The following is a 12,876-nucleotide window of genomic DNA, read 5'->3' as shown; positions in this document are numbered from 1 at the left end:
ATTTATCCGAGTCTAGTGGGCCTGATGTGAGGTCAGCCGTCGCGCCATGTTGAATTGTTCAAGAACCGTTCCATCTGTAGAAATGGACTGAGTTCGTCTCTATAATTATTTCTGGCTCGAGGAGACGGAAATGCTGTTCGATCGAGTGCTCGTGGCGGCACTTATGCCTGCGTGGCCCTTGCTCGAAGGGGAGGAGAAGCCGGCAATAGCCACTCAAGTATTAGCAAGCGTTACCCTAGCCATTGCGGACGCCCCCTTGCATATTCGTTTGGTGGCTCGAAGCGTGGCGATCGTCCTAGGCGTCTGCATCTTCTTGATTTCAGTTGGCGCGGAAGGTTCATTGGCAAGCTCCCGGCGCGCAGAGAGGTTCTGCACGTTTCTAGAAAGATCGCCAGGTCCCATTAGGTCGGTCATGCGCCTTTATCGATCCATGGTGCTGCTTGCATTTTATGAGCAGGCGCTCGTGGCAGCAAAGCTGTTATCCGCGCGGGCTACACTGGAGCAAAACGCTTGAAGTTGAAAGGTTGGAGCAATGAACTGCAACTGGATGCGGATGCGGTGATTGTCGGCTCCGGTGCGGGCGGCGCTAGCGTGGCAGATGTGCTAGCAGCTGCCGGTTTATCCATAATCATGCTTGAAGAAGGCAAGCATATTTCCACATCGTCGGCTTCTCCTCTGGGAAGAGGGGCATTTTCGGCAGGCTGGCGTGGCGGCGGAATAACAGCCACGATTGGCCGATGTCCCATTACCTATGCGGAAGGACGATGCGTCGGGGGCGGGACAGAAATCAACAGCGCTATTACTCAGCGAGCTGATAGCGATCTCATTGATCAATGGCGCAAGTTCAACAAGATCGAGAATTTTACGCCGGATGAGCTGGTGGCATATTACGAGCGCGCGGAGACGGCGGTCAATTCAAGCCTGACCCCCGGACCACTCGGACGTGCCAGCGACATTTTGCGGCAAGGAGGGGAAGCGCTGGGCTGGAAAGTGTCGGAGTTAAAACGGGGACAACGTGGCTGCAAGGGGGCCAATCGGTGTTCTTATGTATGTCCAAATGGCGCCAAGCAATCCATGACGGTGACCCTTCTGCCAAAAGCGCTAAACCGGGGCATGCGGCTGCTGGCTCAAACACGTGTGGACAAGATACGGATTACAAAACGTCGTGTCACGGAGGTGCTTGCCCAGTCACGCGATTCCCGCGGACAAGCCGTCCCAGTGCGGGTAAAAACTGATATGGCATTTCTTTGCGCTGGTGCGGTTCACACCCCGGCGCTTCTGCGCTGCTCCGGTGCGCGTGAACGCATTGGTAATACACTGCGCCTTCACCCGACGATCAAGATAACAGCGCTGTTTGACGAGCCTGTCGATGCACATCAGTCGCGACTTCCATTGACGGCAATAACCGAATTCATGCCGGAACAGCGCATTGGTGGATCGGTATTCACGCCCGCGATCTTTGGCCTCTCGCTTGCGGAAGACTGGACGAATCGCGCCGATCTGATGCGGGACTGGCGGTTTTGCGGCTCATACTACGGCATGATACGGCCGCGCGGAGTGGGCTCAGTAAGATCACTCCCCGGCTTTGACGAGCCGCTTGTCAGTTTCAAGCTCGCCCCTGAAGACTGGATTGCTTTGGGCCAAGTTCTCACACGCCTTGGCCAGGCCATGTTCGCCGCCGGTGCCCGCAAGGTCTTTCCCAGCATATGTGGACATGAAGGATGGACGAGCCCAGATCAGGTGCATGAATTCTGGGACAAGCCTTTGCCAGAAAGAGCAACGAATCTGATGACGGTGCACCTGTTTTCGAGCTGCCCACCGGGCGAGCATCAGGATGTTTGCGCCGTCGACAGCTATGGACGGGTACGCGGCGTCGAAAACCTCTTTGTTGCCGACGCCAGCCTTATTCCCGAAGCGCCCGGCGTCAATCCGCAAATGACCATCATGGCCCTAGCGTTCAGAGTTGCGGAAGCTGCGCTCTGTCATTCCACACGAGAACGCGCCCGGTTAGCGGCAAGAGACAGAAGTTGAGACAGGACTATTGATTTGCAAGAAATCCCGATCGCCCTGAATACGCCCCTCGTGCTTCTGACTGGAGCCACCGGCTGGCTGGGGGGGCGCCTCGCGGCAGCGCTGACAATAGGCCTGCCGGAAGTAGGCCTTCTTGCAACCCGAGGCTTCCGGGTAAGGGCGCTCGTGCTTCCGGGACAAGACATCTCCCAGCTGTGTGGGCAGGGCGTGGAAATCGTGACAGGTGATATCCGGGACACGGAAACTGTCAGTTTATTCATGGCCGGTGCCGAGGGCGCTGTATTCATCCACATGGCGGGGATCATTCATCCCACGACTGTTGCTCAGTTTGAGGCTATTAACATAAAAGGCACGGTCAATCTCCTTACGGCCGCGCAAAGAGTGGGGGTGCGGCGCGCGATTTTCATTTCGTCGAATTCCGCGATGGGCTTCAACCCGCATCCGGATCACAGATTCACGGAGGAAAGCCCCTATAATCCATACATGGCGTATGGCCGCTCCAAGATGCTAATGGAAAAAAAGCTGCGTGGGGAGACTACCGTCGGCGGCCGGCCAGAAATTGTCATTATCCGCACTCCCTGGTTTTACGGACCCAACCAACCACAAAGGCAAACGCTATTTTTCAAGATGGTCAAGAACGGAACGTTCCCCATAGTTGGATCTGGGCGAAACCGCCGTTCGATGGGCTATATCGACAATCTGGCGCAGGGCATCCTGTTCGCCGCAGCTCACCAAAAAGCGGCTGGCGAGATTTTCTGGCTTGCGGACGAGACGCCTTACACCATGAATGAAATTGTCGAGACCGTCGGCAAGGTTCTGCGTGAAGATTTCGGTATGATGGTCCACCCCAACAGGCTCCGTCTGCCGAGCATTGCGGCTGACGTCGCAATGGCAGTCGATGCGGCTCTTCAGTATGCCGGCATGTATAACCAGAAAATCCATGTCTTGTCTGAAATGAACAAGACAATTGCCTGCGATATCACCAAGGCCAGAAAAGTACTCGGTTATTCGCCCAAAATCGCGTTGCGAGAAGGCATGCGACTCTCGGTTGCCTCGTGCCTGAAGAACGGACAAGCGATTTAGGCTTCTCATCTGTGTGCGTAACCAGTCGATTGAGACCGCATTATTTGCTGGCATCTGACAGAAGCTCACATCGTTAGCAGCGTGAATATTTGAGGTCTTCAACAGGACGTGAAAGATGCCACACGAGATCCTGGTTGGCGTCGAAGGCCGCGTGCCGAGCAGGGCTCGGGATGTTGCCATTCCGACCCCTCAGGTAGCGTGGGGGACTGGCACGCCGACAGGACTCCCGATCGAGCCACGTTTGTGGTCCGTCCCAGCTCGCGCGCAGCTTGCGAGATTTCCCGCACGAGCCCTGATTTGCTTGGGACTGATACCGCTAGGCGGCTTCGGTCCGCCCCTCGTAGCTGGGTGAACAGAAGTGTCGTACACCTATTCCACCGCTCCCCGCAGAGCCCCTTTGTTCCGAGCCTGCGCCAGATCGCGGTGACGCAGAAGCCGCCGTCCACTTTCTGAGCTTGGCTCCGCGCAGACCGCGAAGATAGCGGCAGTCGAAGTCTAGAGCATTGGCCCATCTGACTGAATCGTCGGGGATTCCCAAATTAGCGTTTTGGTGATTCAAGCTGATCGCCGGGACGGGAGGCCGGTGGGCGTGGCGAAACCGCTGTCGATGGATCTTCGCAAATGTGTGCTTGCTGTATTGGAAGCGGCGTTTCAGGCCGGCAGGCTGCCGAGCGATTTGGCGTGAGTGCGGCAAGCGTAAGCCGCTGGCGAACGCGCGAGCGGGAGCAAGGCGATACCCATCCACAAGCTCTGGGCGGAGATCGCAAGTCTCATCGGATTGATGCCCATCGGGCGACGATCATGGCTCTGCTCGAGGCGTAGCCCGATATCACCATCGAGGAATTGCGTCATAGCTTGAGCCAACAAGGCCTGCCCTTTGGTTATGGCACGATCCGTCGCTTCTCGAGCGCCACAAGATCACGCGCAAAAAAAGACCGCCCATGCCACAGAGCAGGATCGCCCGGACGTTTTGAAGCGACGTCAGGCCTGGCGCGAGAGCCAGGGCAAGCTCGACCGGGATCGGCTCGTCTTCATCGACGAGACCTGGGCATCGACCAACATGGCGCGAACACATGGGCGCTGCCCACGCGGCGAACGCCTGCGGGCAGGCGTTCCTCACGGCCACTGGAAAACTACAACCAGCGTAGCCGCTCTAACCACACGCGGCATCATCGCACCCTGGGTGCTCGACGGTCCCATCAACCGCGATGCCTTTGAGACCTATGTCGAAAAGGTGCTCGTCCCCGAGCTTCCAGACCACGCCATCGTCATCATGGACAACCTCTCCGGCACAAAGGGCCACTCATACGTGAGATGATTGAGGCGGCCGGCGCGACGCTCCTCTACCTTCCGCCCTACAGCCCCGACTTCAACCCAATCGAGAATGCCTTCGCCAACCTCAAAGCAAATGCGAAAAGGCCGCCGAACGCACCGTCGGTGGCCTCTGGGATGCTGTCGGGCGCATCATCGACACCTATACGCCCGCAGAATGCACAAACTACTTCGTCGCCGTAGGCTACTTGCAGCCTGATCGGCTAACGCTCTAGAAAGCCCAAAGCTCTCGCTCGTTCCACATCGATGCGTAAGCGGCAAGCTGCGGCCGTCACACGGCGTGCTTCCATCGCATAAGCGCGTCGATTTCGCTGCTCAGCCAGCGGTTGGCGATGCGCTGAAGCGTTAGGCTGAGCCAGGCGAACGGATCGACGTCATTCATCTTTGCCGTCTGTAGCAGTGTTGCGATGGTCGCCCAGGTTCGTTCGCGGCCGTCGTTGCCCGCGAAGACGTTATTCTTTCTCGTAATCGTGTGTGGTTTGATGGCGCGCTCGACGATGTTGGAGTCGAGCTCAATGCGGCCATCAGTGAGGAAGCGTTCGAAGAGGGGGCGGCGCGAGACGGCATAGCGGATCGCCTCGGCCAGTTTTGATTTGCCGGAGATCCGTCGCAAGGTCTGCTGCCAGAGGTCGAAGAGATCTGCGACGACCGCCGCGGAGGCTTGTTGGCGCGCGGCAACGCGGGCGTGGGGGCTTTGACCGCGCACTCGACCTGCCAGAGCCTTGCCATCAGCTGGACCGTCGCCGTTGCCACTTTCGAGCTTCCTGCAAAATGCAGCTCATAGAACTTGCGCCGGCTGTGTGACCAGCAGCCAGCCAAGGTGACGCTGTCATTGGCGCGATCCGGGCGCGCCAGCTTGTTATACGCGGCATAGCCATCGACTTGCAGGATGCCGCGATAACCATTGAGATGCCGGACCGCGCATTCGCCGGAGCGGCTGTCTTCGAAGCGATAGGCCACCATCGGCGGACCGCTGCGGCCAAAGGTTCGGTCATCTCGGGCATAGGCCCATAAGTAAGCCGTCTTCGTCGATCCGGAGCCGGGAGCGAGGGGCGGCAAGGTGGTTTCGTCGGCAAAGATCCGATCTGCCTTCTTGACCTCTCTGAAGATGTAGTCGGCCACGATCTCTAGCTCGAAGCCGAGCTTGCCCATCCGTTGCGCCATCAGCTGGCGGTCAAGTTCGACCTGGTCGCGGGCGTAGATAGCCTCCTGGCGGTAGAGCGGCTGGCCATCGGCGTACTTGGAGACGGCGATCTGGGCCAGAAGGGCTTCGGTCGGAATGCCACCTTGGATGATGTGAGCTGGCGCTGGCGCCTGGATCACGCCGAGTTCTTGAAGACATACTTGGGACGGCGCGTGACGATGACGTGGAACTTCGCCGGCTCGACGTCCAGACGCTCCGACACGTCCTCGCCGATCAGCACCTTCTGCTTGCGCGGCAGCTCAGCCAACGCTTCCGGCTCAATGACAACTTCGATCCGTTCCAGATGCGACGCAAAGCGCTTGCGCCGACGAGGTGCGCGTTTGCCATCCGCACGCTCGCGGCCCTTGTTGACCTGGCCTTGATCGCAGCGATGCCGGTCTCGCTGCACAACAGACACGCGAGGCCCGCGGATATCGGTAAGCGCTTGCAATAGGCCTATGCAGGTCATCCATAGGTGCAAATGGGTTTTAGAGAAACCGGCGCGGCGCGCGAATTCCGATCACGTGCAAGGATTTCTATCCTCCAAGATGATAGATGATCGCCATCTCGCGGAGGAGCGGCAAGTACCCGATTTCACCGGCTGGCCCGACGAGAACATCGAGGAGACCGCCTCAGATCGCGAGGGACGGCCTCTACCAATTCTTAGAGGAGATTGCGAGGCTCGTGTCGGTTAGAAGTTCTTCGAGGCCGATATCCCTCGAATGGGCCTCCTTGATGAGCTGCCACGAAGGGCCATGCTAAGAAATAACCACCTTGCCAACCGAAGAACGTTGTCGGTCTTGCTGGATCGGACCCTGTTAGGTCTGTCCACAGCAACTACAGCAATTCTTTTCGTTTGGCTGCTATACTACAGTGGTCACGGTCTTGATCCAAGCGATGAAGGTTACTGGCTCAATGCCATGACGGACCCATTCGCCTACTCCATCAAGATACCGCCCAACTTTTTCGACTTTGTCCTCCACTGGCCATATCAATGGGCGGGTGGCGACATCGCAGTGCTTCGCATTGCGAACGTTACGCTAACTATGGCGCTAGGCTGGATCCTCAGCTTTCTGACGGTCCGGCGTCTCTGGACTGTGGCCTGGCCGCACGCGGCGGCGCTCTCGGCAGGAATCGCCAGCCTAGCATTAGTCGCCTTTCACTGGAGGGCGCTCACTCCCAATTACTACACGCTAAACGTTCAATCGGCCTTGATGGTGATTATTGGTTTGCTGCTCGCCGATCGGCCAGGGCGCATGGGTCAGGTCTTAGGGTGGCTCTTAATCGATCTTGGCGGCTGGACCTCGTTCATGGCTAGGCCGACTAGCGCTGTGGCCATTGCCCTCGTTGTGATGCTCTACGTCGTGGCTTTGCGTCGTAAGTTGCTCCTGCCCTTGCTTATCGCGGCGCTGGTCGCCGTCGGCCTACTGATCGCTACCGCCTACTTGATCGGTGGTGGCATCAGCGGGCTAGTGACTCGTATGAGCAAGGGCGCTGAGGGGATAACCCTGCTTGGTGCCGGGCACGGGGTGTCTCACATTATCCGGATCGACCCGCTGGAGACTAGTTTCGCCCAAGTCGCTATCGCTATTCTAGTTTCGACAGCCGTTCTGCTCAGTACTCTTATGCAGTTCAAGCATAAGTTGTTCACATGGCTGACTGTCGCTGCGGCGTTGACGGTAACAATTGAGATTGCGCTGCTAGGGACCGATCCGATCAGCATCAAGCCGTCGACGCTGTTCTTGGTGTCGGTCTTCACATGCCTTGGCGCGATGTTCCATCGTAAGGCAATGGTTCTGCGCACACAGACACTCACCAGTATCGCTCTAACGCTAATCTTTTTGGTCCTGCCGCATCTGCTCGCGCTGAGCTCCAGGGGCAATTACTGGACCGTTGGTTCGGACGCGGCCTTGTTCTGGATGCTTGCCGTCGTTGCTTTCCTGAGTTCTCTTGCGCAACCGGAACGCAGCGCCGCCACCCTACTGCCCCTGACGGTATCGGCACAGTTGCTCACCGCATCGGTGGTCAATGCCGGCATGCTCAAGCCATGGCATCAGCTGAAAGATCTGCGCGCTTATGATGCTTTGACACCCTTGCCGGGTGGAGAACTGGTGCTCTCGCAACCATTCCACGACTATCTGGCCACGGCCAGAGCTCAAGCTCGTGCGGCAGGCCTTGAAGTAGGAATCCCGGTGGTTGATCTCTCAAACGCGCCGACCTTGCTGTATGTGCTTGAGACACGAGCGCTGGGTCTACCGTGGCTGTTAGGGGGATTTCCCGGCAGTAATGCAGTCGCCGCAAAAGCACTCGGGCTTGAGACCTGCGCCGATCTGGCCAAATCATGGGTGCTGGTCGCGCCGGAGGGCCCGCGTCATCTTGACCAAGCCGGCGTCATGGCGTCCTTTGGAGCTGAGCAGGCAGACTATGTCGTCGCTGCTACGTTCGAAGTCCCAGTCATCGATGGGTATTATCCAAACGCTCACAGGCAGTTTCTGTTGAAACCTGTACGCCCACCAGGGCTCGCGGAGGAGTCCTGCCGTGAATCTAGGCGACAATGGCCGGATAGCCAAAAATGGCGCCGACCGTGAAAGTCGACCTTTGGTCCGTGGCACGCGAGCGACATGATGCCCAACCTGGTAGGATAATGCTGGTCATACCGGCGAGAGATCATAGTTGGTGGTCGGCTCAAACATTAGGCGCGATGGCCTGCGTGGCCGCTGACCATCGGCATCTGTTCGCGCTAAGTGAAGGTTTGAGAGGCTTTGAACTGTTCAACGGTCTGCAAAAGTACCTGATGCTTTCTGCCGGCCGATTTCCCCACACATTCGCTAGGATCTTCAGCTAAGAAATGAACTACAATCCGCCTACTATGACTAGGGGCACAGCTTGACCAGTTCATCGTTCGCATTAATCGCTTTTAGCGTAAGCTTCAATGCATTAGCTCAAATCGCTTTGCGAAAGGCTATGCTGACGGTTGGTCCACTACCGTGTATCGGCGACCCTTTAGTGTTCATTTGGGCCTGTATGAGAAATATCTATTTGTGGGGCGGCTTGGCTTGTTATGCATTTAGCGTTTTATTGTGGCTGGCTGTGCTCTCAGGCAATCAGGTTAGTGTTGCGTATCCATTGCTATCGATCGGATATGTAGTTGCCATCCTACTCAGCTTCCTTCTACTCGGCGAAGCGATACCGCTTGCAAGACTAGTCGGCATCGCATTGATTTGCGTCGGCGTAGTCTTGAGTTGTCGGGCGGGGTGACCCGATGGGATCCGTGTCACGGAGCGGCTCATACCGTGCATGGAATAGTCGTGCCTGGCGGGAGGAGAATGTTGCCCAGTTTAATGCCGAAGAGCCACCAGCAAAATCGGTAATCTCGTACGAGATAAACGTGCGGCAGGCTAGGACTTGGACTCTTTATCTGGAGCAAGATGGTGTGACCTATCAGCCTCACAACACGTGTATTAAACCGCGGGCGCGAGCAATGCACATCCACTGACCTCAACAGGTTGGGCTTCTCGTCGTGAATCTCGGTCTTGGCTTTGCAGCGCATACTTCTCGCAAAACTCTCTGGGGAGATCGCGATACGCCTCCACGTTAGTCCGACTGAGGTACATGTTGTTGTGTATTGGCAAGAAACTTGCGTTAAGGCTGCGGAGTATCCGCCAATCGTAAAGCGAGGAAGATCGTCATGGGTGCAATTAACATGGGTGCAACTAAAAAGCCAGCGCTCAGCCGACTGGAGAAGGAGGGACGCTTTGCAATCGTAAAGGCCGAGCATCTCAGCCACATCTCTGCTGCGCTGCTGCAAGCTGCGGGGGCGACGGAGGACGAGGCGCAAGCGGTCGCTACCGGTTGCGTCAATGCCAACCTGGCGGGCCATGATTCCCATGGCGTCATCGCCATTCCGACGTATATCGATCGCATTAAGGCGGGACACATCGTGCCGGGCGCGAGGTGGACCGTCGTGCAGGAGACCCCGACCACAGCCGTTATCAACGGCAATTGGGGCTTCGGTTTCCATGTCAATGCCAAGGCGATGGCGCTCATCATCGAGAAGGCAAAGACATCCAATATCGCGGCTTGCACCGTGTTTCACCAAAGCCATGTCGGCCGCCTCGCCGCCTATCCGTTGATGGCCGCAAGTGCGGGTATGATCGGGCTCGCGGCTGCTGAGACTGGCCGCTCACCTAAATTTGTTGCGCCCTTCGGTGGCCGCGAGGCACGACTCGGCACCAATCCGATCTCGATCGCGGTGCCGTCCGATCTTGAGGCCCCATTTCTTCTCGATATGGCGACCTCAGCGGCCGCCTTCGGCAAGATCCAGCTGGCGGTCTCGCGCGGTGAAAAAATTCCCAAGGGCTGGATCATAGATTCCCAAGGCCGGCCGACCACCGATCCCAGCGACTACCGCAGAGGCGGCGCGCTGCTACCGCTCGGCGGTACCGAGGGCTACAAGGGTAGCGGTCTCGCCGCCATGGTAGAAGTCCTAAGTCACCTCCTGACCGGCGCCTGTTTCGAGCTCGAGCCGTGCGGCCGAGACAGTAACGGATGCTTTATGGCGGTGTTCAATGTGGCGGCGTTCCGGCCACTTGATCAATTCAAGAAGGACGTCGCCAGTTTCGCGCATTACTTGAAGTCCACGCCGCTGTCAGAAGGCTCTTCCGGCGTGTTCTACCCCGGCGAGGCTGGATACCGGCGCGAGCGGGAACGAATCGCCAATGGCGTTAAGATAGAGGACGCGACTTGGGAAAAGCTGTGCGCGCTTGCGCGTGATTACGGGCTTGCTGACGAGCTCGATCTCACTTGAAGAAGGCATGGCATGCAAAATGGCAGATGCCTCGTGTAGCGGCGCAGAGCAGCAAGGCCTGTCGAGCTAATTGCAACACCGTCGACCTCGCTCAACCTGCTGCACCAAACCGCGCAGTACGGGGTAGCGCAAGGCTTTGCTACCTTTTCATAATTGGGTGCTCCTGCAGCACAGAGCGTAGTCAGCATCACGGCGCGCCGAAGCAACGCCCTGCCGACGGTCTGATTCCCTGTAAGCGCTGCGGTCGCAAGCTCACACTCCGGTACTCCGGCATGGAAAGCCATATCCCGCGCTACAGCTGCAACCGCCCCTCTGGATAGACAATGGCGGGGCCCACTGCATCGCCTCGGGCGGACTGCGCGTCGATGACGCCATCGAGGAACAACTGCTTGGCCTCGTCGGTCCGAGTGCTGTCGCCGCCGAGCACTGGGTGCGAGCGTCACCACATCATGCATGGCGATCTTGCCTTCGATCTCGGCAGCGTGAGCGAACGCCCTGTTCAGCGGACTTCCAGCTCACTGGCGACCAGCCGGTTCGCGGGATCAGTGGCATCGTATTGCCGGAAAGCCCTGTCGGCGGCACATCATCCAGGCCGTGCGTCAGCTGGTGCTGCTCGCCAGCGACGATCTGATTGCCGGCCACCTCAACGGTAACAGCCTCAAGTCTGGCAACGGTAATCGCTGGACCCGCGAGCGCGTCACATCAATGCGCTCGAACTACCACATGCCGATGTTCATTGCCGCGGAGGAGGCGAGCGAGCCATGGCTCAACCTCGAGAAGGCCGAAAAACTCTTTGAAAATCGTGCAAGACGCTCCTGTTGGCCGCTAAAGTCGGCGAGATCGCATCTATCCATCCTGTGCCGGAGGGGCGTTCGATCTTCGCCCGCATCTCGCTGATAAGAACTGCTGCTTCGAACGAGCGCGACAGAACGCAAAATACCCCACGGATCGCATCTCGCCCAACAGAATCTCTTCTCTTCAATCACATAGCCCAGATGGGGGGGTAATGCGCTCATGTAGTATCCGCGCAAAGTCTCCAATTTGTTGAGCGTCCGCAAGGCTGACGAACCAGTGAGTGTTGAGGCATTCGGATCGGAACCGGCCGTAAGGCTTGAATGATGACACTGCATTGGTAGGCTCATAGGTCCAGATCGCGCGACACGAACTCGCTGCGTTGATCGACGCGGACCATTGCGGCAATCCCACTTCCTTGCAGGCCCTTTCCAGGATCGTAACGACGTCGCGCCGCGGAAGGTGAACCGTTGGACGTATCGACCAATCGTGAGCACACGCAGCTTATGCCCTGTCGCCAATTGATCGTTGATAAAATTCATCACCCAAGTCTCGTTCGACCGCGTCGCCGGTTTGCGTTCGTCGCGCAACTAGGCCTTAACCCGACGCTTCGGCGTTTTGTTGCGCAACCATAGGCCCAATCCGCGATAGATGCTACGGGTCGTGTTCTGGCGCGTGGTGCCATCCGTCGCGACGCAGCGAGGCGTGCACACGGCGATAGCCGTAGCGAAGGCGAACATGGCAGATCCCCTTGAGTTCAAGAGCAGCCTGGCCGGAGCGACCTGAAATGGTAGGTTGACCAGTCGAACTCGAGAGCGTCACAATCCCGACGGATCGACACCTGTCACTCACGGCACATTTCGTCGACAGCTTGCGCTGGGCCAGGCTTCATAGCTTCCGGCGGATCACGTCGTGCAGCATCTCCCTCGAGCGACAGGTCCGCCATCAGGTTCTTCAGCTTGGCGTTCTCCTCCTCGAGCTGTTTCTACCGTCGCATCTCGGTCGGCAGCAGACCGTTGTACTTCTTCTTCCAGCTGAAGTAGGTCGCCTGGCCGATCCCTGCCCTGCGGCAGATTTCCGCCACTGCAGCGCCGTCATGGCGTTGCTTCAAGATGGAAGCCTTCTGGGCCTCCGAAACAGGGGCTTATGGCTGAGGTCGTGATGGCCGATGCCGATGCGTTCCGAGCCGCTATCGCCGCAAACGGCGCCCGCGCCGTCATTTCCAAACGATCCCTCGCGCGCGGGCAAATATCCGCTTAACAAGCCCCTGTATGGCGAGCGCCTCCTGATCGAATGCTGCTTCTCGAATTCAAGCAGCCAGACGCGTCGCGAGACGTTACGAAAAGACTGCGTGAAACTATTTCGCCGCCGCCGCAATCGCCGCAGCTCTGCTCTTACTAAGGTAGTTGTCCACACAGGTTAGCTAAAAATTTCGCGTTTGCCGGCCTCAGATCAGACCCACCAGGGCCATTCCAATATCAACTCGAGTTAGCAAGCGCCCACCAGATCCGTGGCCTGTTTCTAACCACGGCTGTCCGGTTCAAAACACTTCCGCCACTCTGCTAGGTGTGAACTCTCAATGAATATCGGAATCAAGGGGCTTGAACTTCTGTGGCACGGCAGTTGCACTTCAAGCGAGCAACACCAT

General features: G+C 57.9%; 6 protein-coding genes and 4 pseudogenes. 8 read left to right on the top strand and 2 right to left on the bottom strand.

Annotated elements, in window-relative coordinates:
- The first annotated feature begins 130 nt into the window (after positions 1-130).
- The 4 genes and pseudogenes from I6F31_RS05250 (at position 131) to I6F31_RS05235 (ending at position 4,661) form a co-directional block, all read left to right on the top strand.
- Positions 131-514, top strand: a complete 384-nt coding sequence (locus I6F31_RS05250; protein ID WP_225184935.1) for a hypothetical protein — start codon at positions 131-133, stop codon at positions 512-514.
- On the top strand, positions 511-2,031 hold the full coding sequence (locus tag I6F31_RS05245) for a GMC family oxidoreductase (RefSeq protein WP_225184934.1): 1,521 nt from the start codon (positions 511-513) through the stop codon (positions 2,029-2,031). Before I6F31_RS05250 ends, I6F31_RS05245 begins: the two co-directional genes overlap by 4 nt.
- A gap of 15 nt (positions 2,032-2,046) precedes the next feature.
- Positions 2,047-3,114, top strand: coding sequence for an NAD(P)-dependent oxidoreductase (locus tag I6F31_RS05240; RefSeq protein ID WP_225184933.1), 1,068 nt, complete (start codon positions 2,047-2,049; stop codon positions 3,112-3,114).
- A gap of 589 nt (positions 3,115-3,703) precedes the next feature.
- Positions 3,704-4,661: pseudogene (locus I6F31_RS05235) on the top strand (IS630 family transposase).
- 56 nt (positions 4,662-4,717) lie between these two features.
- Here the strand turns inward: I6F31_RS05235 and I6F31_RS05230 are convergent.
- Positions 4,718-6,031: pseudogene (locus tag I6F31_RS05230) on the bottom strand (IS66 family transposase); the annotation flags it as partial.
- A gap of 389 nt (positions 6,032-6,420) precedes the next feature.
- Here I6F31_RS05230 and I6F31_RS05225 point away from each other — a divergent pair.
- The 3 genes from I6F31_RS05225 to I6F31_RS05215 all read left to right on the top strand — a co-directional run bounded on the left by I6F31_RS05225 (position 6,421) and on the right by I6F31_RS05215 (position 11,333).
- Positions 6,421-8,217, top strand: a complete 1,797-nt coding sequence (locus I6F31_RS05225) for a hypothetical protein (RefSeq protein ID WP_225184932.1) — start codon at positions 6,421-6,423, stop codon at positions 8,215-8,217.
- A 1,115-nt stretch (positions 8,218-9,332) separates the two neighbouring features.
- The gene (locus I6F31_RS05220; protein WP_346656471.1) at positions 9,333-10,436 is read left to right on the top strand and encodes an Ldh family oxidoreductase; all 1,104 of its coding nucleotides are present in this window, start codon (positions 9,333-9,335) and stop codon (positions 10,434-10,436) included.
- A gap of 594 nt (positions 10,437-11,030) precedes the next feature.
- Positions 11,031-11,333 carry a hypothetical protein gene (locus I6F31_RS05215; protein ID WP_225184930.1) on the top strand — a complete coding sequence of 101 codons (303 nt, stop codon included), beginning with the start codon at positions 11,031-11,033 and terminating at the stop codon, positions 11,331-11,333.
- Positions 11,334-11,444: 111 nt separating this feature from the next.
- On the opposite strand, the pseudogene I6F31_RS05210 reads toward I6F31_RS05215, so the two are convergent.
- Positions 11,445-12,342: pseudogene (locus I6F31_RS05210) on the bottom strand (transposase); the annotation flags it as partial.
- Between the two features lie 23 nt (positions 12,343-12,365).
- Here I6F31_RS05210 and I6F31_RS05205 point away from each other — a divergent pair.
- A pseudogene (locus I6F31_RS05205) lies at positions 12,366-12,583 on the top strand (IS5/IS1182 family transposase); the annotation flags it as partial.
- Between the last annotated feature and the right edge of the window lie 293 nt (positions 12,584-12,876).

The organism is Bradyrhizobium sp. NBAIM01 (genome assembly GCF_020194115.1).
GTDB classification, from domain to species: Bacteria; Pseudomonadota; Alphaproteobacteria; order Rhizobiales; family Xanthobacteraceae; genus Bradyrhizobium; species Bradyrhizobium yuanmingense.
Note: the sequence above shows the minus strand (reverse complement) of the source record. Positions and strands in the feature narration are given on the sequence as shown.

Coding starts and splice junctions, on each gene's coding strand:
- I6F31_RS05220 (WP_346656471.1), top strand. CDS start 9,333: ATGGGTGCAACTAAAAAGCCAGCGCTCAGCCGACTGGAGAAGGAGGGA.
- I6F31_RS05250 (WP_225184935.1), top strand. CDS start 131: ATGCTGTTCGATCGAGTGCTCGTGGCGGCACTTATGCCTGCGTGGCCC.